28 protein-coding genes, 1 tRNA gene and 1 pseudogene are annotated in these 25,787 nt (G+C 61.6%); 8 read left to right on the forward strand and 22 right to left on the reverse strand.

The window, feature by feature from the left end; genetic code table 11:
* Positions 1-9 precede the first annotated feature (9 nt).
* The 9 genes from KJP30_RS07830 to KJP30_RS07870 form a co-directional block, all read right to left on the reverse strand.
* Positions 10-1,170 (reverse strand): restriction endonuclease subunit S, encoded by a 1,161-nt coding sequence (locus tag KJP30_RS07830; protein WP_218448487.1) that lies wholly within the window; start codon positions 1,168-1,170, stop codon positions 10-12.
* The gene (locus KJP30_RS07835) at positions 1,167-2,705 is read right to left on the reverse strand and encodes a type I restriction-modification system subunit M (RefSeq protein ID WP_218448488.1); all 1,539 of its coding nucleotides are present in this window, start codon (positions 2,703-2,705) and stop codon (positions 1,167-1,169) included. Before KJP30_RS07835 ends, KJP30_RS07830 begins: the two co-directional genes overlap by 4 nt.
* A 147-nt stretch (positions 2,706-2,852) precedes the next feature.
* Positions 2,853-3,497, reverse strand: coding sequence for a terminase small subunit (locus tag KJP30_RS07840; protein ID WP_218448489.1), 645 nt, complete (start codon positions 3,495-3,497; stop codon positions 2,853-2,855).
* Entirely contained in the window at positions 3,454-4,884 is a 1,431-nt protein-coding gene (locus KJP30_RS07845; RefSeq protein WP_218448490.1) for an AAA family ATPase, read from the reverse strand. Before KJP30_RS07845 ends, KJP30_RS07840 begins: the two co-directional genes overlap by 44 nt.
* Complete coding sequence (locus KJP30_RS07850) at positions 4,884-5,219, reverse strand: hypothetical protein (protein WP_218448491.1); 336 nt, start codon at positions 5,217-5,219, stop codon at positions 4,884-4,886. Before KJP30_RS07850 ends, KJP30_RS07845 begins: the two co-directional genes overlap by 1 nt.
* The gene (locus KJP30_RS07855) at positions 5,212-5,955 is read right to left on the reverse strand and encodes a hypothetical protein (protein ID WP_218448492.1); all 744 of its coding nucleotides are present in this window, start codon (positions 5,953-5,955) and stop codon (positions 5,212-5,214) included. Before KJP30_RS07855 ends, KJP30_RS07850 begins: the two co-directional genes overlap by 8 nt.
* 134 nt (positions 5,956-6,089) lie before the next feature.
* Entirely contained in the window at positions 6,090-6,293 is a 204-nt protein-coding gene (locus KJP30_RS07860) for a helix-turn-helix transcriptional regulator (protein WP_218448493.1), read from the reverse strand.
* A 63-nt stretch (positions 6,294-6,356) separates the two neighbouring features.
* Entirely contained in the window at positions 6,357-7,193 is an 837-nt protein-coding gene (locus KJP30_RS07865; RefSeq protein WP_218448494.1) for a hypothetical protein, read from the reverse strand.
* The gene (locus tag KJP30_RS07870; RefSeq protein ID WP_218448495.1) at positions 7,193-8,392 is read right to left on the reverse strand and encodes a tyrosine-type recombinase/integrase; all 1,200 of its coding nucleotides are present in this window, start codon (positions 8,390-8,392) and stop codon (positions 7,193-7,195) included. Before KJP30_RS07870 ends, KJP30_RS07865 begins: the two co-directional genes overlap by 1 nt.
* Before the next feature lie 831 nt (positions 8,393-9,223).
* Here KJP30_RS07870 and KJP30_RS07875 point away from each other — a divergent pair.
* Positions 9,224-10,321, forward strand: a pseudogene (locus KJP30_RS07875) (IS3 family transposase).
* A 3-nt stretch (positions 10,322-10,324) separates the two neighbouring features.
* Here the strand turns inward: KJP30_RS07875 and KJP30_RS25165 are convergent.
* The 7 genes from KJP30_RS25165 to KJP30_RS07905 form a co-directional block, all read right to left on the reverse strand.
* Positions 10,325-10,591 (reverse strand): DUF6538 domain-containing protein, encoded by a 267-nt coding sequence (locus KJP30_RS25165; RefSeq protein WP_343222753.1) that lies wholly within the window; start codon positions 10,589-10,591, stop codon positions 10,325-10,327.
* Positions 10,592-10,748: 157 nt separating this feature from the next.
* A tRNA-Gln gene (locus tag KJP30_RS07880) sits at positions 10,749-10,823 on the reverse strand.
* Between the two features lie 60 nt (positions 10,824-10,883).
* Positions 10,884-11,882, reverse strand: a complete 999-nt coding sequence (locus KJP30_RS07885; protein ID WP_218448496.1) for a GGDEF domain-containing protein — start codon at positions 11,880-11,882, stop codon at positions 10,884-10,886.
* Positions 11,879-12,481: a heme NO-binding domain-containing protein gene (locus KJP30_RS07890; protein WP_218448497.1), complete on the reverse strand. Its 603-nt coding sequence runs from the start codon at positions 12,479-12,481 to the stop codon at positions 11,879-11,881. Before KJP30_RS07890 ends, KJP30_RS07885 begins: the two co-directional genes overlap by 4 nt.
* Positions 12,482-12,583: 102 nt before the next feature.
* Entirely contained in the window at positions 12,584-14,158 is a 1,575-nt protein-coding gene (locus KJP30_RS07895) for a trimethylamine methyltransferase family protein (protein WP_218448498.1), read from the reverse strand.
* An 83-nt stretch (positions 14,159-14,241) separates the two neighbouring features.
* Positions 14,242-14,949, reverse strand: coding sequence for an HAD family hydrolase (locus tag KJP30_RS07900; RefSeq protein ID WP_218448499.1), 708 nt, complete (start codon positions 14,947-14,949; stop codon positions 14,242-14,244).
* Positions 14,946-15,230, reverse strand: a complete 285-nt coding sequence (locus tag KJP30_RS07905; protein ID WP_218448500.1) for a DUF3572 domain-containing protein — start codon at positions 15,228-15,230, stop codon at positions 14,946-14,948. Before KJP30_RS07905 ends, KJP30_RS07900 begins: the two co-directional genes overlap by 4 nt.
* A gap of 113 nt (positions 15,231-15,343) precedes the next feature.
* On the opposite strand from KJP30_RS07905, the gene KJP30_RS07910 reads away from it, so the two are divergent.
* Positions 15,344-16,807 carry a diguanylate cyclase gene (locus tag KJP30_RS07910; protein ID WP_218448501.1) on the forward strand — a complete coding sequence of 488 codons (1,464 nt, stop codon included), beginning with the start codon at positions 15,344-15,346 and terminating at the stop codon, positions 16,805-16,807.
* An 18-nt stretch (positions 16,808-16,825) separates the two neighbouring features.
* Here the strand turns inward: KJP30_RS07910 and KJP30_RS07915 are convergent, their stop codons facing one another.
* The 4 genes from KJP30_RS07915 to KJP30_RS07930 form a co-directional block, all read right to left on the reverse strand.
* Positions 16,826-17,356 (reverse strand): periplasmic heavy metal sensor, encoded by a 531-nt coding sequence (locus KJP30_RS07915; protein ID WP_218448502.1) that lies wholly within the window; start codon positions 17,354-17,356, stop codon positions 16,826-16,828.
* 3 nt (positions 17,357-17,359) lie between these two features.
* Complete coding sequence (locus KJP30_RS07920; protein WP_218448503.1) at positions 17,360-17,764, reverse strand: hypothetical protein; 405 nt, start codon at positions 17,762-17,764, stop codon at positions 17,360-17,362.
* The gene (locus KJP30_RS07925) at positions 17,757-18,344 is read right to left on the reverse strand and encodes an RNA polymerase sigma factor (RefSeq protein WP_218448504.1); all 588 of its coding nucleotides are present in this window, start codon (positions 18,342-18,344) and stop codon (positions 17,757-17,759) included. Before KJP30_RS07925 ends, KJP30_RS07920 begins: the two co-directional genes overlap by 8 nt.
* 84 nt (positions 18,345-18,428) lie before the next feature.
* A complete protein-coding gene (locus KJP30_RS07930; RefSeq protein ID WP_218448505.1) occupies positions 18,429-18,995 on the reverse strand; it encodes an EF-hand domain-containing protein in 567 nt (188 codons plus the stop codon).
* Between the two features lie 219 nt (positions 18,996-19,214).
* Between KJP30_RS07930 and KJP30_RS07935 the strand changes: the two genes are divergently transcribed.
* Genes KJP30_RS07935 through KJP30_RS07945 form a run of 3 tightly spaced genes read left to right on the forward strand, consistent with a single transcriptional unit; the run spans position 19,215 to position 21,151 of the window.
* Entirely contained in the window at positions 19,215-19,604 is a 390-nt protein-coding gene (locus KJP30_RS07935; RefSeq protein ID WP_224874067.1) for a DUF983 domain-containing protein, read from the forward strand.
* A gap of 9 nt (positions 19,605-19,613) precedes the next feature.
* On the forward strand, positions 19,614-20,330 hold the full coding sequence (locus tag KJP30_RS07940; RefSeq protein WP_218448507.1) for an NUDIX hydrolase: 717 nt from the start codon (positions 19,614-19,616) through the stop codon (positions 20,328-20,330).
* A gap of 53 nt (positions 20,331-20,383) precedes the next feature.
* Positions 20,384-21,151, forward strand: coding sequence for an alpha/beta fold hydrolase (locus tag KJP30_RS07945; RefSeq protein WP_218448508.1), 768 nt, complete (start codon positions 20,384-20,386; stop codon positions 21,149-21,151).
* 175 nt (positions 21,152-21,326) lie between these two features.
* On the opposite strand, the gene KJP30_RS07950 is transcribed toward KJP30_RS07945, so the two are convergent.
* Positions 21,327-22,292, reverse strand: coding sequence for a LysR family transcriptional regulator (locus KJP30_RS07950; RefSeq protein WP_218448509.1), 966 nt, complete (start codon positions 22,290-22,292; stop codon positions 21,327-21,329).
* 65 nt (positions 22,293-22,357) lie between these two features.
* Between KJP30_RS07950 and hisD the strand changes: the two genes are divergently transcribed.
* From hisD to cuyB, 3 genes are read left to right on the forward strand one after another with little or no spacing between them, the layout of a single operon-like run.
* Positions 22,358-23,671, forward strand: a complete 1,314-nt coding sequence (gene hisD / locus KJP30_RS07955) for a histidinol dehydrogenase (protein ID WP_218448510.1) — start codon at positions 22,358-22,360, stop codon at positions 23,669-23,671.
* 3 nt (positions 23,672-23,674) lie between these two features.
* A complete protein-coding gene (gene cuyA, locus KJP30_RS07960; protein WP_218448511.1) occupies positions 23,675-24,685 on the forward strand; it encodes a D-cysteate sulfo-lyase in 1,011 nt (336 codons plus the stop codon).
* Positions 24,682-25,347: a cysteate racemase gene (cuyB, locus tag KJP30_RS07965; protein ID WP_218448512.1), complete on the forward strand. Its 666-nt coding sequence runs from the start codon at positions 24,682-24,684 to the stop codon at positions 25,345-25,347. Before cuyA ends, cuyB begins: the two co-directional genes overlap by 4 nt.
* 7 nt (positions 25,348-25,354) lie before the next feature.
* Here the strand turns inward: cuyB and KJP30_RS07970 are convergent, their stop codons facing one another.
* Positions 25,355-25,705, reverse strand: coding sequence for an arginine transporter (locus tag KJP30_RS07970; protein ID WP_218448513.1), 351 nt, complete (start codon positions 25,703-25,705; stop codon positions 25,355-25,357).
* Positions 25,706-25,787: the final 82 nt, after the last annotated feature.

A 25,787-nucleotide genomic window follows, 5' to 3' on the forward strand; every position in this document is an offset into this window, starting at 1 on the left:
GATCTCCGGTCAGAGTTCGCCCCGGAAGGCGCGGTGTTGGAGGGAGGCGAAGAGGGTTTCTTGCTTCGCGAGCACCTCGGTGAGTTTTTTGGCCTGTCTCTCGACACCTTCATAGCCCGCCAAGAACGCCATTTGTTCCTTTATGTCTGGCACTGGGATAATGCACTCTTTGACCTTTTTGGTACTGATTGTGTTCAGGCCCGTCGTCGTCCGCGAAGAAGACGTTAGGTGCTTCCGACCGGCGGTGGAGTTCATGTAACTACTGAAAAACTGAGGGATAATCCGGGTCTGGTTTGGCCGAAACCTGATCAAGTGGTTCTGGTGGACGCAAGAAACGATCTCGCCACCCCAGACCGCCGTCCTGCCGATTTCATCTGGGTTTCCGTGTCCCTCAACGATCAACACATCACCGGATTGGAGTTCCGTCCGCTCTGCCTCTGCATCGGTCAGGCCGATGGTCTTGATCTCATCAAGAACAAGCCGGTCACGGTAAACATTGGCGACTCTGAGATACGGGGCACGCCTTTCATGAAAATCCCGCTTTTTCGAAACTTGTAGCCCACCTTGAACTTCGCCCAAATTGCCGACTGCCTCCATGACTGGCTGCGTTTCTCCAAAAATTTCATGAAAGATCGCCTGGCCGAGGGTGTTCAGCTTGTCGAGGGCGCGGGTGCGGAGGCGGCAGAGCTCTGCTGCCTGATCCAGTATCCCCGCAATCCGCTTCTGCTCCTCCAGCGGCGGGAGGGGGATTTTGATTAGCTTCACCCCTTCAGGCCGCGCGCGAAGCAGTGAGCCACCCACCCCCGCAACGGTTTGCATGAACTCGCTGTGGAAGGGATCAGATGTCAAAATGTGACGAAGATAGTTTGGATCGAAGTCGTCGCCTCTGAAAGTGATCCACTCGCCGGACGCAATCTGTCGGTTGTCTGTCGAAGGTCGCACCACCCAAGAGCGTCGGATATGCGGAACAATCCTAGACAGGAGCACATCGCCGGGCTCCACGCACTTTTTCGAAGAACCGATCTCCGAGCCTGAAACAATTTCAGGTTCGCCTTGGTCAAACGCTGGAATGCTCCATAACTCAAAGGTCTCATGGAGATGTTTGGCGGGGTTCACGCTCGGAATGCGCGAAGGCATAAGCTCCCCGAGTGCTATCTGGCGGGCGCTCATTCCAGCATCCCCTCAAGCCGATCCAGACCCTCGGCGATCTCGGCCTCCAGCACGCGCAGTTCGGCGATGATCTCGGCGGGGGCGGCGTGGTCGACCTCCTCGTGCTCGATTTCCTTGTAGCGGTTCAGCGACAGGTCCCACGACCCGGTGGCGACGATGTCCTCCGCTGGCACCACAAAGCTCTGCGCGGTACGGGGCCGCTCTGCCTCTGCCTCCCAGTCGCCCCAACGGGCGAGGATGTCGGGCAGGTTGTTCTTGGCGTGCTCGTCCTCACTCAGCGCTTCCGTGGGCGTGGCCCCCAGCTTCTCCGCGTCCAAGAGCGGCGTGCGCTTGTCATCAAGGCTGAAGCCGTCCGCTGTCATGTCGTAGAACCAGACGCCCTCCGTCCCGCCGACACCGGTCTTGGTGAAGACCACGATGGCGCAGGACACACCGGCGTAGGGGCGGAAGACGCCCGAGGGCAGCTTGATGATGGCGTCGAGCTTGTGTTCCTCGACCAGCATGCGGCGGACGTCCTTGTGCGCCTTGGAGGAGCCAAACAGCACGCCGTCTGGCACGACCACCGCCGCCCGCCCGCCGGTCCGCAAAAGCCGCAGGAAGAGCGCCATGAAGAGCAGTTCGGTCTTCTTGGTCTTGACGATCTTCAGCAGGTCCTTGGCCGTGGTGTCATAGTCGAGCGACCCGGCAAAGGGCGGGTTGGCCAGGATCAGGGAATAGGCGCCCTCGTCGCTGCCGTGCTCCTCTGCGAGGCTGTCGCGGTAGGAGACATCAGGGCCGTCGACCCCGTGCAGGGTCATGTTCATGGCGCCGATCCGCAGCATTGTGGCGTCGAAGTCGAAGCCGTGGAACATGCCGTTGTGGAAGTGGTCGCGTTGCTCCTTGTTTCGCAGCATCTGCGGGTGGTGGTCCCGGAGGTATTCTCCCGCCGCCACGAGGAAGCCGCAGGTGCCCGCCGCCGGATCACAGATCGTATCGCCGGGCTGGGGCTGCATGATGTTGACCATCAGCTCGATGATGTGGCGGGGCGTGCGGAACTGGCCGTTGGTGCCCGCGCTGGCGATCTTGCCCAGCATGTATTCGTAGACATCGCCCTTGGTGTCGCGGTCATCCATGGGAATGTCGTCGAGCATCTGCACGACCTTGGCCAGCAGGTTGGCGTTTGAAAAGCCGAGGCGGGCATCCTTCATGTGGGTGCCGTAGGACGAGCCCTCTTCGCCCATCTGGCGCAGGAAGGGAAAGACGTGCTCATCCACGATGCGCATCATTTCGCGGGCCTCGAAGTGCTTGAAGCGCGACCAGCGGAGATTGTCGTAAGGCTCGCCCATGTCGTCCGTGCCTTCGGGGAAAATGCGGCGGGCGATCGGACGGCCAAGGTCTTCTGCCTTGCGTTCCTCGACGGTGTGCAGGTCGTCGAGCCGCTTGATGAACATGAGGAAGGTAAGTTGCTCGATCACGGAAAGCGGGTTGGAAACTCCGCCGGACCAGAAGGCATTCCAGATCTGGTCGACCTGGTTGCGGATGTTGCCTGTCAGCATGTGCGCCCCTCGTGGTTTTTGTGGCGACTATACATGTGGCGATGGTGGGGGCAACGTGATGAGGGGACGGAATTTCTGCCGGTTTTGCGCTGATTGTGGTGATGTTGTTATGGCGCCCGGAACCCGATTGCAGCGATCCCGCCTGTTTTAACAGGCGGACGCGTTATCGGTGGCCACCGGCAAGGGCCGAGCGGATTTCATCAGTGCATCGACCAATCCCGCCAAAGGGTCGGCCTGTTGGGCTTGCTCATGAAGGCCGAAATACTGGAACAGGCGATCCAGGGCCGCGTTCTTGTCCCAGAACTTGATTTCCGTCGTGATGACGGTTTCACCGGCCTCGGAGCCCGGCACCTTCATTGACGAAACCTTGATCGACTGAATGGCTTTGGCGGCGTTCTCGGGCATCGCCTCCACGGGCAAGAGATGACCGTCCTGATCGAAGAGCTCGCGGATGTCGCTGAAAGCGATTTGCCCGATCTCTTCCAGCACCTGTGCCGCCGTCATTTCAGCCTGTTCGGCGGCCGCGTCCTGCAACTCGCGAATACGCTGCCGGATGTGTTCATTTGCGTTCATCCGGGCGGCGTTGGATCGGTTCGCCTTGTAGCCCGCCTCGACATAGGCCGCGTCGATCGTCATGCCGGCAACGCGCGCCTGAGCGAAAGCTTCGTGGCGGGTGTTAGGGAGGATGGGCATCAAAGCTCCTTGGTCTTGTGTGACGAAATCGGTGATCAGTCTCGCCAACTCTTCTTCATTTTGAGGATCGGTAGCGTGCTGCGCTCTTGAATTGTTCATAGCCCATGCGTTCGGGGTAAAAACACAATCGAATTTCGCCTTTCGCGAAGCCGTAAAGCTCGGTATCGCGCACTTTCCAGGTTGTAATGCGAACGAACTCCTCGCCGTCCTCGTCCTGTTCTTGGTGGACGCTGAACCCAAGGCTGGGCTTGTTGAAAAACGCCGCGCTATCGGCAATGTCATAGCCCGTCGGAGACTTCGGCTTGCCCTCGGTGGGCATCTTGCGCGGGTGTGCAATCAGGCAGATGTGCGCGTCGTATTGCTCAGCCCATTGCCGGATGGATTGCAGGGCGAAATTGATATATGCCGTCATGCTTTCGCCCGGCTCGGGAAGGTGTTCCAACTCGTTCCACGGATCCACGACGATCAACTTGCACCCGTCACGGACGGCGAGCGTGTAGATCATGGCTTGCAGCCATCCGAGATTGTGCGCCTTGTTGCCGTCAAATGTCCGGTGAACGATCCGGAAATGCCCGTCCAAAAAGTGTGCGCACCGGGCCTGCGCTTCCGGGTTCAGCTTGTCCCAAGGCGCACCGGTGTGCAGGCGCGCGAGGTGGTCGCGGATCCGGTAAGGGTGCGTTTCGAAGGCCAAGAAGCCGACCTTGACGTTTTCCGCTTTGGCGACGTGATAGGCGGCAAAGGTGGTGAAGGTGGATTTGCCGGATCCCGGCGTCCCGGTGCCGACCGACATAGCCCCGACCTCAAAGGCCAATACGTAATCGAACGGCTTCATGCCTACACGAAGGACGCGGCGCGCGGGCATCGGCGGCAGATCGGAAATGCCGGTGATGAACCCGCCTTCCGGATCCACGCTCTTGGCGTCAACAAGGCACCGGGCAAGCTCACCTTCGCCAAACTTGCAAAGCACGTCGTTGGCGTCCTTGCAGCCTTCCGGCCACGTCGCATAGCGCACGTCATGCCCAGCAAGGATGTTCGCCACGGTTTTCGGCAGGCTGGATCCGGCGGCGTCGTTGTCGCCCGCGACGATCACGAAGGGCGATTGACGCAGCAGAGCCTCGGCCTCAACCAAGACCTCCCGCTTGCCGCCGTCCTCGGTCCAGCCATCAGGCAGCGACACGGCGCGAAGATATCCGGCCTGCATCACGCTGAGCGCGTCAATCTCGCCTTCGGTGATGACCACGGGTCCGGATCCGGCGCGAAGGGTATCCTCGTTGTAGAGGCCCCGGCTTATGCCCTGTGTGCTGCGCCAGTCCTTGCCTTCGACTTTGCGGAATTTACCGGCGTAGGGCTTGCCGCCCCGATGATACGCGAACGCCGCCACCGCCCCTAGCTGCGGGTGGTCTTGCGCCTTCACGCCCATATCCGCCAAAAGCGCGGCGTCCAGCTTTCTGACCTCGGTCAGCCACTGCATCACGTCCTGGCCCATCAAAGAACCCCCCGCCGCTGTGGCTGCAATGCCAGCAGTGCCAGACGACCCCCTCCGGCGTCCTCGTCACGCTGAGGCACGGATCCTTTTTCTTTTTCCGCCCCGCGCTGCATTCCGGGCAGGTCGTCCGCGCGTTGTTGCCCATCCAGCGCCGAACGGTGATCCCGGCCTCGCTGAGTATTTCGCTCTCGCTGCGCATTGCGCACCTCCTGCATTGCCTGCCAGCGGGTCACGCCTTGCGCCTCTGCCGCTGCTGTCTCGGCCCGGAACCGGGTCATGCCGCCGTCAAATTCCATGATGGCCGCGCGCTCTTCGAATACCTCAACATCAAACATGCTCAGTCACCCATCCGACACCGTTGCCCGCGTAGCGCTTGCGCACACCGTTGATTTCCCGAATTTCGTTTATTTCGGGATGCGACTTTCGCTTGTCCTCTTGCTCCCGCTGGAACCGCAGCGCCCCGCCGATGAAGGCCACAGGATTAACCGCTCCCTCGCGCTGGCATCTGCCGATTGCCGCAAGCACTGCCTCGTCGCGATGCTCCTTGCGCCAATTCCCGATGATGCTCCGCGCCTTGCGTTCGGGGATTCCTGCGGCGACAAGGATTTGCACACCGCTGTCAAAGACCATTTTTGTCGGATCGACGGGCGCGGCTGCGCTCGTCCCTACGGGAATATTGTAATCTTGTTCTTTTGTGTGTTGGCCCTGTGTTGACGGCGTGTTGACCTGCGTGTTTTCGCGGGCGCTAGCCGCCTGATACTTGTCGTAATTACAGATGGTTATCAGAAGACTTCCGTGTGTTGTGTCCGTGTTGATCGTACCTTCTTTTTCGAGGCGCACGATCAGCGTCCGGAGGACCTGGATTCCCACCCCGGTGGCGTTTTTCATTTGGCGATATGAAGTCAGCAGCTGACCGCGCTTGACGGTGACGGTCTTGCCGTTGGCGTCCATTTTGACGGGCTTCCAAGCCGCAGTGCTAATCATCCACAACCAAGCGCAGATCCGGTCGGGTTTCTTCTTGAAAACCGGGTGCTCAAGGAGGCTACGATCCACCGCAATCCAGCCAAGCATCACGCCCCCTTTCCTGGGGGCGTGTCGGGGAGACGCTTGATCACGTCTCCAAGTCGCTGCCAGTACTTGGGCGGGGGATTGTTAACCCCCACACCCGGGTCCTTCGGCGGCATCGCGCTATTTTCGGGCATAGCCTAGATCTCCACCCGCTGGCGGGAAGCAACCCAGGCTTCCAGTTCCGAAAGGTGGAAGCCGATTGCGCGCGAACCTACCTTCACCGGCTTGGGGAACGTCGGGTCGTAGTACGGCGACTTTGGGTTCAGGGCATTGTAGGTGGCGCTGCGCGATTTGCCGGTGATCTTGTTCGCTTCCGGCATGCGAGCGATACGTTCGGTCATCGTCGTTTCCTCTGGCAATTAACATCCAGAAAAGACCAAACAAGCGCAGAAAAATCGTCCGTTTTAATTCTGTCTCCGAACCGCTCGCTCACCAATACGCTTGTTAGCTTCAAATGCCGAACGCAGCGGTTCATCGCTTCGGCGGGCCCGATACAGGTTCGCCAGCGCGTCGTAGTGCTTGGGTAGCTGGTCGAAAACAGCACGGGCTGCCGGATCGTCAGGCGGCTGCGTCAATAGAATTGCGTCGGTTACCGCTTGGATGGCAGATCCCTTGCCGGCTTTCAGCTTATTGGTTGTCGCTTTCAAGCCAAGGCCCACGGCAAAGCCGAGAAGCATGACGGCGATTTCTTTGCCGCGGCGTATTGCTGGCCGCCCCGCTCGCCTTTCGATTCCCATGTGCCCCGCGGTCAGCCGGTTCAGTTCCGAAATTGCCCGTTCAGAGTGGTCACGCAAGCCGTTGAGAAACCCCGCCAACTCGGCGATCTCTTGCTCATTGACCGGGCGCGTTGTGCCATTGTCCCAGTGCGTGGTGATCTCTTCCGGCGTGAGATGAAGCACGGAAATGGGTGACTTTTTATGTAGTTTTGCAGCAACACGAAACTGAGCCATCTCGATCATGCTAGCATATTCCCCTAGGTGATCGACCAGACGTGAGAGTCGGTCGAAAAACTCGTCGTCATTTATTCGATCCGGTTTTATCTCCTCCGGCGGGCGGTCACGAACCTTTTCATCTTCGTTTTGGTCCGCCTCGATCAACTCAAACGACGCGATCGGTGTCTTGGGCGACAACCTGTTCGGTGTCGACGATCCTACCCTCGCTTCTCGTTCCAAAAGGTGTGTTAGACGTGCAACGACCTTCGCGATAACCTGATGCATTTCCAGGTTGACTGATGCGTTCATCAATTCACTTCCACTAGTTTTACCACACTGCTAGTCCCGCCGGTAACATGAGACGCCCAGCGTTCAAGAAGGACACGTCGTTGTTCGAGATAGTCGGTTTTCCGATATGTGCGGACCACGGTGCTGTCTGCAACATGAGCGATCATTGCTTCCGCCACCTCATGCGGCGCATCAGTCGCTTCGGCCAACCAAACGCGAATACTGGTTCGGAAACCGTGCGGCCGCGCTTCCAAACCAGCAACCTTCATGGGCTTTGCAACTGCCACATCACTCACGACACTGCCCGTCTCGTTCGCGAACAGGAAACCATCGCGGGCAAACGGGCGGGCCAACTCGATCACGTGGAGGGCTTCGGCCGAAAGAGGCATTCGATAATCCGAAGTCTTGTTTTTTCGACCCTTCAACGTGTCTGCGGGCACGGTCCAAAGGTCTCCGTCGATTTGGTCGAGGTGGAGGCAGCGAAGGGGCTTCAATCGAACGCCCCCGCCGAGAAGGATGTAGAGCCGTAGGGCAAGATGGGATCGCGCCTCGTCGCCCAGGGTCGCATAGAAAGCCGGAACCTCCTGCCACGGCATCGAAGGTATGTTCTTGGCCACGTGACGGGACTGACCCAGCAAGGCCCTCGCCTTCTCCGTTGCCTGCAAGTCCACGTCGAGCCCCATCGCCGCAGCGTGCTTAAGGACGATCGAGATTCGGTTTAGAGCTTTGCGCGCCGTTTCGGCCTTCACATGCCACAAGGGCGCTAGAACGTCGCGTATGTCACGCTGGTCGATATCCTCAACCGGAACGCTGCCGAGCTTTGGCAGAACATGTTGTTCAAGAGGCGACATCCAGCGACCCGCCTTGCCATCGTCTTTCAGTTCAGCCTTCCGTGCTTCGAAAGCCTCTGTTGTGACAGCCCGAAAAGTGTTGTCAGAACGCGCCGCCTCACGCCTTTGGCGCTCACGCTCTCGAATCGGGTTCTTTCCTGACTGGATAACAGTACGCCAACGGTCACGCTCTTCGCGTGCATCCTTGAGCCCCACCAACGGATAGCCGCCCAAACCCATCTCATGGCGGCGTCCATGCATGTCGAAGCGGAAGAACCATTGTGCGCCCCCATCCGGCCGCTTGTGAAGCCAGAGGCCACCACCATCGTTGTACTTGCCGATTGGTGCGGACTTGACGAACGCAGAAGACAGTTTGTTCAACGCTCGCATAACCCCCCCAAGTTGTCCACCTTTGTACCCACCTCTAGATATTGGATGACTTGAGACGAGGCAAGATGCCGATGGACGTTGCATTACGCAAAATCAATTACTTGAGTGGATAATGATGGAGAATTGAACGTCTTTGAACAACATAGGACAATGGTTCGGTGCCGTGTGGGGGCACCATAAAAATCAACGCTTTAGCAGTTCGGGTGTTCGTCGTTAGGCTCATTTTAGGCTCCGATCTGGTTGCCCTTGAGTTTGGGTCGCGTAGTAGCTGACGCTGGTACATCACGTCCACGTGACGCCTTCGTTATGCCAGCAGTGGGCTGTTATCACTGGTACGGCGGCGGCTTCAACACGTACAGGGTGGGCGGGGAGCGGACCTTTGCCGCGCCTTGGACCAACGGCAGCAAAGACGCGGGAAGCAGACTTGGTAACGTAGAGGTCAACTGCCAACAGTGAACGCCGCGACCGCCCAGCTCTCAAGGGTGAAGTTTTCCGCGAGAAATCGCCTTGCGCCGAAGCTCTTGCGACTTAGCCTTCCTTTGACTTTTGTCGAGCCCATTGAAGTCGGTGTGCGAGTGATGCGGATTATTCTCCAATGGACTTTCGAAGCACTCAATCGGATTAGGATCTTCTGCGCATTCTGCCGGTGTTATGCCAAATACGCCCTCCGAATTCAGCCCGAGTGCCCGGAAATTGTCATGTGATTGTGATCCTCCCCCGCTGAAGTGGTAATCCCCCCCCGATCTTAAGGGGATGCGGAAGTAGAATTTTCTCGACAGGATGAACGAGGAGATTCCGATGAAGAAGGCATGATTCACAGAAGCCCAGATCATGGGTGTGCTGCGCCAGATGGAGGGCGGTGTGCCTGCGGCCGAGCTGTGCCGCGGTTCTAGCGTATAGCAATCGATCCGGGGGATCGATTGTAGCGCAGAACGGGATGAGCAGTGCCACGCTGTACAAGTGGCGGGCGAAGTATGGCGGGATGGACGCCAGTCTCATTAGTGAGATGAAGGCGATGGCCGAGGAGAACCGGCGGCTGAAGCGCATGGACGCTGACGTCAGCATGCAGAACGACCTGCTGAAGGAGGCGCTCGGAAAAAAATGTTCCGGCCAGCTCAACGCCGAGAGTTGGCCGTGAAAGCGGTGGCGATGAAGGGCGTCAGCATCGCGCTGGCATGCCGAGCATTCGATGTCAGTGAGACGTGCTATCGGTACAGCCCGAAGCTGGACGGGGAGAGCGAGCAAATCGCCGACCTGCTCCTCGGCCTGACGGCTGCAAGGAAGACTTGGGGCTTTGGCCTGTGTTTCCTGTATCTGCGCAACGTGCAGGGGCACAAGTGGAACCACAAGCGGGTGTACCGGATCTACCGCGAGCTGGAGTTGAATCTCAGGATCAAGCCGCGCAAGCGCCTGAAGCGGGAAAAGCCGGACGAACTGGCTGTGCCTGAGGCCCCGAATGAAGTCTGGTCGATGGACTTCATGGCCGACAGGCTGGGGGATGGACGGCAATTCCGGCTGCTGAACGTTCTGGACGACTTCAACCGCGAAGGACTGGGCATTGAGGTCGACTTTTCACTGCCTGCGGAAAGGGTTGTCCGAGCTCTGAACCAGATCATCGAATGGCGTGGTGCCCCTGGGAGAATTCGAGTCGACAACGGCCCGGAATACGTCAGTGGCACCCTCATGGAATGGGCCGAGAGCCGGGGTATTACCTTGGCATACATCCAGCCCGGAAAGCCTCAGCAGAACGCCTATGTCGAGCGCCACAACCGGACGGTCCGGCATGAATGGCTGGACTTATACATTTTCGAAAGCATCGAAGAGGCGCAGCAGATTGCCACCGAGTGGCTCTGGTCCTACAACCATGAACGCCCGAACATGGGCAACGGCGGGATGACACATGCAAAGGGACTAAAGACGGTCGCGTAAATTCTACGACCAAGCCCCCGAAAAAACGGGGGGATTACCGATGGACTTGCTGAGTTCAGGGCAGACGTCTGCGTGGCCGGTGTCTTTCAACATTTGTCTTTCTCGCTCTTCAAGAGCCTGGACGAGCACGGAGGCGCGTCTGACGGCGTCGAGCAGGAAATCGGTTCGCAAAGAAAGACAGAGAAACGGGTTTGATCCGCGCGCGGAGAGCGCTCGGGGGAGCCGTTTTCGGAAGTAGAAGATTCTGCCGCGCCGAGAGAGGTAAGGCATGGCGATTCCTCGACCGGACTGGTGGGAATCGAAGCTGCGACGCGTGCGCCGGGAAGGGCCGTGTGTCACAGCCTGTGCTACAGCGCGGGCGTGCGGTGTGACAGCGGCCTGGGCACACCCCTCAAGGGCTTTGTTTTTACTGGATAACTTCGGTATTTGGCTGGGGTGGTAGGATTCGAACCTACGGTACGCGGTACCAAAAACCGTTGCCTTACCACTTGGCTACACCCCAACCGTGGCGCGCTACTTACGATGAGGTTTCGGCGGGATCAAGACCTAACTTGCAAGAAAATCACTTCCCCGCCACACGCGCTGGATCGCCGGCCTGCGGGGCCTGTGTAAAGAAGCCGAACTGCGCTCTCCCGGCTCGTTTGGAGGCATAAAGCGCCATATCGGCCTGCTCCAACAATTCCGCTGGATCGCAGGGACCGCCATCCGACATGGAGATACCGATGCTGGCAGAGATCCGGCATGGCTGTCCTTCGTAAGAAACCGGCTCTTCGATTCGTCGAATCAGGTTTTCGGCGATGTCTGCGAGCCGCTGCGGCTGAACCAAACCTCCGAAGACAATCAGGAATTCATCGCCGCCCACACGAACCGCAGTGTCGTCCTTACGGATCACATCGGTCATCACCCGAGCCACCTGCCGCAACACAAGATCCCCGGCGGCGTGGCCCAGCGTGTCATTCACCTGCTTGAAGAAATCGAGATCGATATGCATCAAGGAGAAGGGATCGCCGCTGCGCTTGAAACGTTCAAGGATCGCATCCAGTGCGCGCCGGTTTCGAAGCCCCGTCAACGTGTCTGTAAAGGCGCGTTCTTCGGCGGCTACCATTGCCCCCTGCAACCGGGTGTTCAGGCTACGCGACGCGTCCATTGCTGCGCTTTTTGCCTCGACAAGATACAGCATTTCCATCGCCAGATCGGTCGCCGCGAAATCCGAGTTTGTCAGGGCATAGTCCCGCACTGCGCTCATCACGTGGATACCAAATGACAGGTTGACGACCGCCCCGCCCTGCCCGTCCCCGACGAGGATGCCGTAGAGCTGTGTCTTTACCCCCCCCCGCAGGCGCAGGCGAATCTTGCGCCCTTCGGTTTGCAGCAGTTGTTCCATCGTGGTCACCGCACGAGGGCGGAAGACCTCAAAAACTTCGAGGACATGCGCCCCTTCCAGCCTGTCCGGGCTGATCTTGTGCAAGGTCGGCCCGGCCTGACGGATATGGCCCGTCGGCTCCAGAACCAGGTGCATGGGGCAGATCAAGTGCAGGATCTCTTCGGGAAGCATGCTCATCCTTCGCCTCCGGTGCCACCCGAGGCCGCCAGTTCGAACTCACGCCCCTCGGCATAAGCGGTCTCGATCACGGTGATCATCAGGTATTGCTCTCCACGCCGGCCGCTTTCCGTATCAAGGAGCACCAGCGCGCCATAGTCATCTGCCATGGCGCGCAAAACACCCATCATGACATAGCCAAATCCGGGCAACCCCTCGCCCACGCGAAGCTTGAACTGGGTGCTGCAACTGTCGGTCAGTTCCAGTTCAGGCAGAACAAGATCTGCCACCACCAGCCGCGTCCGATCCGGCAAGTCATCGAGGGAATGGAGGAATTCGATGAAATCGACCCCGCCAAAGCGCAGCAGGCGCCGTAACCCCTCACTGTTGGGATGGGAGACTAGATAGGTCCCCACATCCTCCCAGATCGCCTCTGCCGGTTTGTCCAGGACGGACGCCGCAGCACCGATCAACGCGCTGTAAGTCTCTTCGGGATAATTGAGCATCGCCTCGAAGTCCGGCGCTTCGAGCCCTGCTCCTTCGGCGATGTCCGCCCATGTTCCCGGACCGTAAGTATCTTCAACAAAAACCTGAAAGGTCCGCAGGATCAACCCATGCATCTGGCCATACCTCTTCACCTTGGGGGCAGCATGGCCAGCAGCGATTAAGAATCCGGAAACATCTACAATTGCGAAGGAAAAGGGCGCCGAAGCGCCCTTTGGTCAGAAATCGGTCGGCGCGCCGCCTTCGGCTTTGCGGCGGGCAACGAAGTCTTCCAGTTCCTCGCGGATGGCCACGTCCATTTCTGGTGCCTCGAATTCGTTGATGATCCGCTTGAACAGGGTGTGAGCGCGCTCTGCGGTCCAGACAGCACCGGCCGACTCCCACGCCTCGAAGTTCTTCCAGTCCGACAGGAACGGCTGGTAAAAGGCCGTTTCGTACCGGTCTTGCGTGTGCTGAACCCCAAAGAAATGCCCGTTCGGACCGACCTCGCGGATCGTATCCACAGCCAGCGCATCATCCGAGACATCGCAGATCTCGGGCTCCAGATACCTCTGCATCTGCTGCAAGACTTCGCAGTCCATGACGAATTTCTCGGGCGAGGCGATCAGCCCGCCTTCGAGCCAACCCGCCGCGTGGTAGACCATGTTGGTCCCCGACTGAATAGCCGCCCAAAGCGAATGCTCGGTCTCCCACATTGCCTGTCCGTCTGGCACGTTCGCGGCGCAAACGCCGCTGGACCGCATGGGCAACCCGTAGAACCGGGCCATCTGGCCGGTCATCTGTGTGGCGCGCATGTATTCCGGTGTCCCAAAAGCAGGCGCACCAGTCTTCATGTCGACGTTCGAGGTAAAAGTTCCGATGACACAAGGCACGCCGGGATTGATGATCTGCGCAAGCACAACAGCCACCAACCCTTCGGCCAGAGACTGCGCCACGGCACCGGCCATGGTCACAGGCGCCATGGCACCGGCCAGCGTGAACGGCGTCACTACAAGCCCCTGCCCCCGGCGCGCCATCCGCATCCAGCCGTCCATCATCGGGAAGTCGTGCTTCAGCGGCGAGGTCGAGTTGATGTTGGTGTACATCCGCGGCGAGGCATCGAACTCTTCATGGGTCAGCCCACCGGCGATGCGCACCATCTCCATCACGTCTTCGACCCGCTCCTTGCCCAGCGAATAGGCGTGCATGACCTTGTCGGTCAGCGTAAGCTTGTCAAAGACCACGTCGAGGTGCCGGACACTCGCATGAACATCCACCGGCTCGACCGGGTAGCCGCCCGCGAAATGGATGCAGTTGAAATATTGCGTCAGTTTAAGAAGGTTCGCACATTGCGAACGGGTGCCCGACACCTTTTTGCCGATCTCGAGATCAAAGTAGTTCGGCGGCGACGACACGTTGCCGAACAGGATGTGCCCGTCACCGACCGTCAGGGTGCGGTCCGGGTTGCGCGGCGTCAGAGTAAAGCTCGACGGCGCTTTGGCGATGTATTCCATAACCATGTCACGGCCCATGCGGACGTTTTCGCCCGAAACCGTTGCACCGGCCTTTTCGAGGATCTCGATGGCTTCGGGGTGCAGGAATTCGATCCCGATGTCTTCGAGGATCCGCATTGTCGCGTCATGCAATCGCGCCACGCCCTCTTCGGTCAGAGGTTCGGTGGGGCGGTCGATGTTGACCGGCAGGCGCCAGGGCATCTGGTCGATGACCGCGCCCTCGCGCCGACGGTTACCCGCCCGGCCTCCGGTGCGTCGGCGTTTTTGAGGAGAAGAAAGGGTGTCGGCAGCATCCGCCATGGTGGCTCTCCGTATCAGGTGGCCCCCATCTCAGCGCGCCTGCGCCCTTCCTTCCTTCGCATTTCCGACGCTTCTGGTCGCTTTCAGCTTTCCTGCCTGCTCAACCATGCCGGCAGATGGCCAATATCAGGCAGGACGACATCGGCCATTGGCGCCAGCGTGTCCGCATCGGCCAGCCCCGTCAGCACACCTGCCGTCCACATTCCCGCCGCGCGTCCGGCCACAAGATCATGCAAGCTGTCGCCCACCATTATGACCCGATCAGGCGCGTGCCCCGTTGCCCTTGCAAAGGCCAACAAGGGGTTGGGTGAAGGTTTCGCGCCATGGCCGCTGTCTGCCCCGGCGACGAAATCGAACATTCCTTCGATCCCCGCCGACCGCAGATGCGCCCGCGCCACGGTTTCGCTGTCATTGGTCATCACACCAAGGCTCAGCCCCCTCGCCGCCAGCCCCGCAAGATAAGGAACCAGTGCAACAGCCTCGCTCAGCGGCGCGGTCTCGGCTTCTTCAATGATGAGCGCCTCGATCTCTTCGACCGCGCGGGTCGGCAGCACCGGGGAAATCAGTTCGGCCACCTCACGGTTGGTCCCCGCGATCACCGGGCTTTCCGGCAGAAAGCCCCCGGTTTCCAGGTCGAACATCAACACCCGCGCCAATCCATGCCGCCGCAGGTCATCGCCCTCGGCCAGACGCTGGATCAACCGCGCAGCAAAGGCGTTCCATGTGTCGGCGAAATCAAACAGCGTGCCGTCCTTGTCGAACAGCACGGCCTCGATCATCGGCCCCGTCATGTCCAATGCACCGATGCGCCGCCGGGCAGCGCCATGCGCGCCGCCATAGGCTCTTGCGGCTGCAAATCCGCCGCTTGGCAAAAGGCCATCACCCAAGCATCATCCATGAGCAGAAAATCCAGCACTGCGCCTTGGAATTCCGGGTCTTGCAGCCCAGTGCGAAAGTCTTCTTGCGAAGCCCCGGTCGCACCAAGGAAGACAGGCAGCAATTCGTCGTTTCCGGCCAGCCAGGCCACGGCTTGCAGGCCGATGGTTTCGGCGGTTTCCCGCGACAGATCCATTTTGATCTCTTTCCGAAAGGGTTTCTTAACCAATAATCATCAAAGCTGAGGGCAAGACAAAGTGCAAGCACGGCCGCGTGCGGATAGACTGCATGTGCGGGGGGTGTCAACAAATGACAGGACGCATACTGATAGTAGATTCGGTTCCGACGAACCGCATTATCCTGCGTGTGAAACTGTCTGCCGCCTATTACGAAGTCATACAGGCGGACTGTGGGTCAACCGCCCTCTCCATGCTGCGCAAGGTCTCTCCGGATCTGGTGATTACGGCGACAGAACTGCCCGACATGACCGGTCGTGCGCTGTGCGCGGCCATCAACGAAATGCCGCTCAGCATTCGCATTCCGGTCGTGGTCCTGCATGGCGAAGATGACCCGGGCGAACGGCTGGCCTCATTGGCGGCCGGGGCGGATGATGTCCTGACCCGCCCGATTGACGACCTTGTGATGCTGGCGCGCCTGCGCTCACTCTTGCGGGCGCGCGATGCCGAGGCCGAGCTGCAATTGCGCGACGACACACAGCGCGCGCTTGGGCTGGCGGAACAGGGGGCTGAATTTGTCAGACCGGGCCTTGTGCGGCTCGTCTCGCCCCCGCGCCTGCCGGAAACACGTTTGCTGAACGAAGGTCTGGCCGCGCGTATTCCCGACCGGATCGAGGTTGTCGATCCAGAGGACGCGCTGCGCGAACAAACACCCGCCCCGGATGTGGTCGTGGTCGCCGAACCTCCGGGCGGCACCGGAGAGGCGCTGACCCTGCTGCCTCAGTTACGGGCCAGCCGGAACACCCGCCATTCCGCGCTGATCTATATCGCACAGCCAAACCATCAGCGCGAGGCCGCAAGCGCGCTGGATATGGGAGCCAATGACCTGCTCGACTCGGGGCTGGATCTGGACGAATTGGCGATCCGCCTGAAAAAACAGGTGGAACGGAAACGGACAAACGACCGGTTGCGCGCAAACATGCGCGACGGATTGCAGGCAGCGGTCTGCGATCCGTTGACCGGATTGTACAACCGCCGTTACGCGGTGCCGCATGTCTCGCGCCTGGCCGACCGGGCGAACCGCCAAAAACGGCCCTATGCTCTGCTGCTTGCGGATCTGGATTATTTCAAACAGGTGAATGACAGCTACGGCCATGCCGCCGGAGACGCGGTTCTGGTCACGCTTGCGCAACGGCTCAAGGACAATCTGCGCGCCGCCGACCTGATCTCGCGCTGGGGGGGCGAAGAATTCCTTGTCGCCATGCCCGACGCCGACCGGACCGCCGCAAAAAGGACGGCAGAACGCCTTTGCCGGATCATGTCGCGCCAGCCGGTGACCTTGCCAGATGGCACGCAACTGACCGTGACCCTGTCCATCGGTGTCGCCATCGGGCGCCCCGGTCATGATGTCAGCCCGCTCGACCTGATCGAACGCGCGGATGAGGCGCTTTATGCGGCCAAGAACAAGGGCCGCAATACGGTGGTGATGGCCGACACGGTTCGTCCTTTTACCCCGCGTGCCGGCCAGACGGCCAAACCGCCCCAACCGCGCGACGAAAAAGAAGAAGGCCGCCCCCGCAGGGCCGGCCTCACCTGAACCGGAGCGGCTCGGGGCTCAGTTCTTGACGTCACGCGGTTTGTGGTGCCCGCCCTTGCCGTCGTCATGCGTCCGCTTGCGATGCCGCATCTTGTCCAGCTCTTCTTCCAGCCGGTCAGCATAGGCCTTGCGTTCGTCCGCGCTCAACTCTCCTAGGAAGGTCATCAACACTTCCTGACCGCGGAGCCGCGCCTCGGCACCGCGCTCGGATTGCGCGGTCAGCAAGGCCGCCAAGGCCTCGCGATCGAACGGATCGCTGCGCAGGATCCCCAAGGCCTGCTGGTAATCGGCCAGATAAGCCGCACGGACGCTGCCATCCTTGGGAAACGACCGCCACAAGGCGCGGCGCAATGCGCGCCGCTGTTCCTCGTCAAAGGCGCGCGTGTAGGGCAGAACCGGATCGCTCCGGTCACCGCGCGGGCTTGGCGGCCCCTTGACCACGAAACCGGCAACCGCCCCCATAACCAGAAGGTTCAGCGCCAGCGACACGAACAGCATCACGCGCAGCCAGCGCCCTGTCCGGGACTTCTTTTCCGTCTCAGCTGCCATGGTTCAGCCTTCCAACAAAGCAAGGTCAAAACCGCTGAGCGGATCGACCCCGAGGGTTCCAAGCGAAGCGGCGTCGCCGCCCCAGATGACCGAAAGACTGTCCGGCGGGTTCACCCCGATCCAGATCCCGGCCGCGCAGGCGGTGACCAGACCGGTGACGCCAACCCAGCCGCCCAAAGCATCGCGCAACTGGCGCAGCATACCGGGACGCCGCACCGCGATCACCTCTTGATCCGCTTGTGGCCTTGGTTGTTCGGCCAGCGCCTGCGCCTCCATCCGGGCGAGGAAATCGCCGCCGGGTTGCGGGGTCTCTGCGCGCGCGGCGGCAAAGAACGACTCCAGCGCGGTGTCGCCCTGTTCGGCCCCCGCAAGTGCCGGATCGTTCGGATAGTCCTTGCGCTCAGTCATCGTCTTCATATCCCAGTTCTGCGCGGCGCCCGATCAACGCCGCCTCCAAAGCCCGCTTGCCCCGCGCCACGAGACTCTCCACCGCGCGCGGGCCGATGTCCATGATCTCGGCGATCTCGGGGTTGGACAGCCCCTCGATGTGCCGCAGGATCACCGCCTGCCGCTGCCGGTCCGGCAGGCTGTCCAGCGCCCCTTGCAAGGCCTCCGCGCGTGCCTGCTGTTGCATTCCGGCCGCCGCCGAGGGTGCCTCGTCCACCGGTTCGGGAACCGCATCCAGATCCGGCCCTGTGCGACGCCGCCGAATGCGGTCGATGCACAGATTCGCCGTCACCCGATAAAGCCAGGTTGAAACCTTGGCTTCACCGGTCCGCCACGCGGGGGCCGCACGCCAAAGCCGCAACAGCGCCTCTTGCGCCACGTCTTCGGCCTCGGCCCGGTCGCCGCCCAGCATCCGCATCGCGTGCGAAAACACCCGCGGCGCCAGACGTTGTGTCAGCGCGCGAGCCGCGTTGGCGTCGCCGGCGGCATATTCCGCCAGAAGGTCTTCGTCCGCAGCCGCGCTCATGGCTTCAAAAGGCATGTCCCGTCCATTGTTCCGCGCTAACGCGGCGCGTGGCCGCTTGCAACGGTCCGGGCGGCGCAAACCGCCGCCCGGCGCATTTCATCAGCCGTCGTCCGACATGTCGGGGGCGCCGAAGAAGGGGAACCCCTTGCCGCCGCGATGGCCCTGCTCGTGGCCGTGGCCGCCAAAGCGGTGCTTGCCGCCCTTGCGCATGGCCTTGGCCGACTGGATTTCTTCCAGCGTCAGCGCGCCGTCCCCATCCGCATCCAGACGGTCGAACATCGCCTCGGGACCACGTCCTTCGCGACCGGGGCGCGCCGCTGCCAGTTCATCGGCGTTCAGCAGGCCATCACCATCGGTGTCCAGTCGCTCGACCATCTTCTGCGCACGCTCGACGCGGCGGGCATCCCGGACCGCACCGAGTTCTTCGTACGACAGCTTGCCGTCGCCGTCGGTATCGGCCGCTTCGAAACGGGCCGTCTTGAAGGCTTCCATTTCTTCCTTGGTGATCTTGCCATCGCCGTCCGCATCGATCTGAGCGAACATTTCCTGCATGAAGGCCCCACGCGGACCTTGACCATCATGGCCCATGCCCTTGGCCGAGGCGATCCCGGCAGTTCCCATCACGACGACCAGCGCGCCAGAGATCAAAAGTGCAGTCTTGTTCATTGTCTTGTCCTTCCAGAGGTTCTTCTTGGTTGTCCAAGCCGCCCTGCCTCGGGCGTCTCTGCAGGCTATCACGGGGCAGCACGCGGGTTCCGTCGCAAAAAATTTGTGCGTTTGGATCACGCCCGCGTGATCTGTGACATCCAGACGCAAGGACAGTTTGCACCCTTCCGACCAAAGCCCCCCGCAGCCATCTTGAGGCTTTGAAACGCGAGGATGAACATGGTTGATACACGGGACGCGCAAGAGCAGGACGAGCTTTGGCCGACGCTCTGGCGTGGATGGCGGCGTCGCTGTCCGAACTGCGGTACGGGACCGATGCTCACGGGTTATCTGACCGTGCGCGATCATTGCCCGGTCTGCCGACAGGAATTGCACCACCACCGTGCCGACGACGGCCCGGCTTACCTGACGATCCTGATCGTCGGCCACCTGATGGCGCCCTTGCTGATGTTTGTCTTTACCACGTGGCGCCCTGACCCGCTGGTGCTTTTCACGATCTTTGGCGTTGGCTGTGTCGCGCTCTCGCTCTATCTTCTGCCCCGATTGAAAGGGGTGATCGTGGCCTTCCAATGGGCACGTGGGATGCATGGATTCGCACCCCCAAACTGAGGGTGCGGCATGAGTGACACGATCGAAAAACCTATCGACAAGACAGCAATCCGAGACGCGGCCACCGTGGTGGTCCTGCGTGACCGGGCCACGCGGCCGCGGGTTCTGATGGGGCAACGGGGGGCCAAGGCGGCCTTCATGCCCAATAAATTCGTGTTTCCGGGCGGCGCTGTGGATGCGGCGGACGCCAGCGTCCCGCTGGCCCGGCCGCTGGCACCGCTTTGCGCGGCGCGCCTGTCCGAAGATGCCGCCCCCGGCATCGCCGACGCGCTGGCCGCTGCCGCCGTGCGCGAACTGTGGGAAGAAACCGGCCAGATCCTTGGGGTGCCTGCGCCCTGGCCTGATTCGATCCCCGAAGACTGGCTTGAATTCGCCGGCACCGGGCACCGCCCCTCGGCGGATGCGTTGCAATTCATCTTTCGCGCCATCACCCCGCCGGGCCGCCCGCGCCGCTTTGATGCGCGGTTCTTCTTGTTGGACGCCGATGAACTGGTTTCCGACCTCGACGATTTCGACGCCGCCGCGGACGAGCTTTCGCACCTGCAATGGATCGCCGTGGATGAGATCCGCAACTTCGACCTTCCCTTCATCACCGAGGTCGTTCTGGCAGAGGTCGCGGCGCGGGCGACTGACGCCACCCCGCCCAGTTCCGTCCCGTTCTTCCGCAACGACGACGAACAAAGCCTGTTCCTGCGCCTGCGCGGCACCGAAATGCGCGACGACTGACCGGGGCCTGCGCCCTCTGGCCCTTGTGGCCGGGGCGGCGTATGACTCGGGACATGTTGAATACACTTTCTCATGGCACGCCCGGCGGGCTTCCTCTTGTCATTGTCCACGGATTGTTCGGGTCCGGTCGCAACTGGGGTGTGATCGGCAAGCGGCTTGCCGATCGCTGGCACGTGCTGACGCCGGACATGCGCAACCACGGTGACAGCCCCCGGACCGACAGCCATTCGTACTTTGACCTTGCCAACGATCTGGCCGAGGTCATCGACGCGCATGGCAGCAGGGCCCATGTTGTCGGTCATTCCATGGGCGGCAAAAGCGCGATGGTGCTTGCGCTGACCCATCCCGAAAAGGTCGCCTCCCTGCTGGTCGCGGACATTGCCCCGGTCGCCTACAGCCACAGCCAGATGCAATTCATCGAGGCGATGCGCGCGGTTGACCTGTCTCAGGTCGAAAAACGGTCGGACGCGGTGGCGCAGCTGGCCAAACATGTGCCCGACCCGACCCTGCAAAGCTTTTTCACCCAATCGCTGGATCTCAAGGAAAAGCGGTGGAAGCTGAACCTTGACACGCTGGCGGCCGAGATGCCCAAGATCCTCGGCTTTCCCGAGGTCGAGGGCCAATACCAGGGTTCGGCTCTGTTCCTTTCCGGCGGCCAGTCCGACTATGTGCTGCCTGAACATCGCCCCCGCATCCGTGAACTCTTTCCACGGGCACGGTTCGCAAAGATGCCAAAGGCGGGTCACTGGCTGCATGCGGATGACGCGCGTGGATTCGAAGCCTCTGTCCGGGCGTTTCTCGATCATGTCGGCGACGGTTGACCGCGTGGCATAAGCCCGCCCCTGGGATCGCGCGCCTTCACAGTTTCACGTTTTCGGAAGGTTCAGCTTTCCCTTCCGAAAACCGCCAGTTGAGCATGGACAGGCCGTGCCCGCAGGGCAATCTGGCCTTATGCGACAGGTCTGCACGCTGGGCGCACGCCTTTGGGGTGGCCGCTCAGTTTTCCATCACCCTCAATTCGCCCTCCAGCCAGGGCAGCTGCGCAAGCGCGGGGCCGATGACCATGTCCCCGACAAGCATCCGCGTGGTTCGCGCCACGTCGCGCGGAACACGGTCGGCCCAATCGGTGCCCGCGAACAGGGAAATGGTGCGCGAAAAGGGTTTGAAGGGGACCTGATGCGCCTCCATCTGGTCGTGATAGCGCCCCGCCCGCATGTAGCCCAGCGGCGTGGTGATCGCCCAGCCCATGCCCCGCGCCACCAGTGTCATCAACGACAGGTGCGCGCCAATTTCGAAACGCTCTGCAAATTCCAGCTTTTGCCGCGCAAGATGCGCCTCGATCTGGCGACCGATCAACTGGGCGCGGTCGTAGCGCAGGATCGGCAGACTGCGCATCAACGGCTCTACTCCCCCTGCGGCCTCTGCCGCCCCCTTGGCGCAAACGAGGATGTAAGGGTCTCGGACCAAAGGATATTCCACGATCCCCTCCATCACCTCTCCGCTGCTGGCGGCAATCGCGAGATGCAAGCGCCGCGCCTTGATCTCGGCCGAGATCTCATGGCTGGGCGCGGTGATCAGCTTGAACCGGCAGCGCGTCATGCTTTCGGCAAGGATGGTGACAAGCCGCGGCGTCAGATCATTGTCGAAATCGTCGATCACGCCAAGGCTGAGCGTGCTGAGATGGGTCAGATCCATAACCGTCAGTTCGTTCTGCGCCAGCCGCAATTGCCGCAGCACTGCCTGCGTACGTTGCAGGAACGACCGGCCCGCCGGGGTCAGCCGCATCGGGCGACGTCCGTGATCCACAAGATCCACGCCCAGCGCCGCCTCGAGATTGCGCATTTGCTGACTGACGGCGGGTTGGCTCAGCCCTGTCACCTCGGCTGCCTTGGCCACCGACCCCGTCTCTGCCAGCGCCTCGAAGACCTCAAGCCCTCGAAGCGTCACACCCTTCATCAACATCACAGATCTCCCGAGGTCACAGTTTCCGTTTTTGTGAACCTATCCGCCGCCGTCAAGGAAAACACATGTCCCGCCTGATCAAATCCGCTCCCGGCTTGCCGCCCGCCTCTCAGGCGGACATCTCAGATACCGTCCAGATCATGCTTGCCCGGCTGAAAACCGGCGGCGAGGAAGCCGCCCGGGATTATGCCCGGCGCCTAGACGGCTGGACCGGCGAAATCACCGTGCCGCCGGACATGGCCCGCGAAGCAGGTCGCCACGTGCCCGACGCCCTGAAACAAGCCTTGGACTATGCGCATGACAACATCCGTCGCTTTGCCGAGGCGCAGCGGCAATCGGTGCAGGATTTCGAACTCGAACTTCATCCCGGACTGACCACTGGACAGAAATGCCTGCCGGTCTCGGCGGCTGGTTGTTACGTGCCGGGCGGGCGGTACGCGCATATCGCCTCGGCGCTGATGACCATTGCCACGGCCCGCGCGGCGGGCGTGCCGCATGTCACCGCCTGCGCCCCGCCACGTCGCGGCCCGGATGGAACGGCGCTGGGGATTGACCCGGCAACGCTCTACACCATGCATCTCGCCGGGGCTGACACGATCCTGACCCTGGGCGGCGTTCAGGGCATCGCGGCCATGGCCTTTGGCATGTTTGGCACCCCTGCCGCCGACGTGCTGGCGGGACCGGGCAACGCCTATGTGGCCGAAGCCAAGCGACAGCTTTTTGGTCCCGTCGGCATCGACATGTTCGCCGGACCGACCGACGTTCTGATTGTCGCGGATGCCACCGCCGACCCCGAGCTTGTCGCGCTGGATCTTGCCGGACAGGCCGAACACGGGCCGACCTCGCCCTGCTGGCTGGTGACGGATCACGAACCTCTGGCCCGCCGGGTGGCCGAAATCATGCCGAAAACCTGCGCACTGATCGGCGGGGACAACGGTGCGACCGCGCTGCAAGCATGGGAGGCGATGGGCGAAATCCTTCTTTGCAACAGCCGTGAGGAAATGGCCGCCGAGGCCGACCGCTATGCGCCCGAACACCTGCATGTCCAATGCGCAGACCTGCCGTGGTGGAACGCGCGGCTGAATGCCTACGGCTCGCTGTTCCTTGGCCCGAACACCACGGTGGCCTTTGGTGACAAGGCCTCGGGGCCCAACCACGTGCTGCCCACTGGCGGGGCCGCGCGCTACACTGGTGGGCTGTCGGTGCACAAGTTCCTGAAAACCGTCACATGGCAGAGGGCCGAAGGCGAGGCCCTGCCCGCCCTTGCCCGTGCCACCTCGGTCATTTCCCGCGCCGAGGGCATGACCGGTCACGCCTTGACCGCCGAAGCGCGGCTGGCCAACCTCTCTCCACGCGCCTGCGTTGCCAATGAAAGTTGAATCATGAATCTTGCCAAGTTCCCCCGTGTCCGCCTTGCCCATCTGCCCACCCCGCTGGAACCCCTGCCCCGCCTTAGCGAATTGTTGGGCGGTCCGGAAATCTGGATAAAACGCGACGATTGCACCGGTCTGTCAACAGGCGGAAACAAGACCCGCAAACTGGAATTCCTCATGGCAGAGGCCATGGAACAGGGCGCAGACGTTGTCCTGACGCAGGGCGCAACCCAGTCGAACCATGCCCGCCAGACCGCCGCGGCCGCCGCCAAGCTGGGGATGGAATGCCATATCCTGCTGGAGGACCGCACCGGCTATAACCACGAAAACTATCGCTACAACGGCAACGTTCTTCTGGACGTGCTGCATGGCGCCTCGATCGAACATCGCGGCCCCGATCTGGACATGAACGCCGAGATGGAGGCCGTGGCCGAAGATATGCGCGCCAAGGGCAAGCGCGCCTACACGATCCCCGGCGGCGGATCGAATGCCACCGGCGCGCTGGGCTATGTCAACTGCGCGCTTGAGATGCTGAACCAGTTTGTCGAAACCGGGCTGCGCGTCGATCACATCGTCCATGCCACCGGCTCGGCCGGGACGCAGGCCGGGCTGATCACCGGGTTGAAGGCCATGAACGCTGACATTCCCCTGTTGGGAATCGGCGTGCGCGCGCCCAAACCCAAGCAAGAGGAGAACGTCTTCAACCTAGCCGTGAAGACCGCCGAGAAACTGGGCTGCCCCGGTGTCGTTGCGCGCGAAGACGTTGTGGCCAATACCGATTACGTCGGTGACGGCTATGGTATTCCCGCCGAAAGCACGCTGGAGGCGATCGACCTCTTTGCCCGCCATGAGGCGATCCTGCTGGACCCGGTCTATTCCGCCAAAGGCGCGGCCGGGCTGATCGACTTGATCCGCAAGGGCCATTTCAAAAGCCACGAACGCGTGGTGTTCCTGCACACCGGCGGCGCCATCGGCCTGACCGGCTACACCCATGCATTCGACGTGAAATCGCGGGCATGAGGCCTGTAGGAATCCTTGGCGGGATGGGGCCACAGGCCACCATCCTGCTGATGCAAAAAGTGCTGGACGCGGTGCCGGCGCAGGATGACGCCGATCATGTGCCGCTGATCGTGCATCAGAACCCGGCGGTGCCTTCGCGCATCGCCGCGCTGATCGACGGCACCGGCCCCTCACCCCTGCCCGCCTTGCAGGCCATGGCCCGCGATCTTGAGTCAGCGGGCGCCACGGCGCTGGCCATGCCCTGCAACACCGCGCATCACTATGCGGCGGGCATCCGGGCCGCGACCGACCTGCCCTTTATCGACATGCTCTCGGCCACCGCAAAGGCGCTGTCGGACAAGGGGCGGATCGGCATCCTTGCTTCTCCAGCCACGCGGCTGACCGGCGTCTTCGATCATTACCTTGACGCGCCTTTTACCGCGCCCCCCGACGACGCGCCGCTGCTAGGGATGATCCGCGCCATCAAGGCCGGCGCGACCGCGCAACAGATCCTGCCCGCGCTGACCGAAGAGGCCCGGCGGCTACAGGAACGCACCGATCACATCCTGATCGCCTGCACGGAACTGTCACTGGCCGCCCCGCTGCTGCCGCAGGACGTCGCCTGGACCGATAGCCTCGATTGTCTTGTCGCGCGGATCGTGGCGCAGGCCAAGGTCGCCTGACCACCGCCTATTGCCCGCGACAGACCTGTTCTGCGCGGGCGGCAAAGGCCTTGTAGCGCTGCCAGAACGCCTCGTTCCGGGGATTGTCCGACTGGCGGATTTCCTGCGCGCGATGCGGGTCCGAAAAGAAGGTCACCGCCAGGCGTTGATCCGAAACCGAAAGATCCCGATCCGCCACGCCCTGCACACAACCGCACAGCCGCCGCGTTGCCCCTTGCCGCCCGGCGGCGACGCAGGCGTCCGCGATGGGGCCCGAACTGATCCGCACCTGCGGCGCGCCATAGGACCGCTTGGAGGAATTTCCGCCGCCACATGCCGCCAGCCCAAGGCAGGCAGCCAGAATTACCGCTTGCTTCATAATTACCTGTCTCTCGTTGACCGGCCGCGGATTTTCCGTCTGAACCGGCTCTGCCCTCGAGCGTATCATGCGCCAAACCGCG

It is taken from the genome of Antarctobacter sediminis, assembly GCF_019218285.1.
GTDB lineage: Bacteria > Pseudomonadota > Alphaproteobacteria > Rhodobacterales > Rhodobacteraceae > Antarctobacter > Antarctobacter sediminis.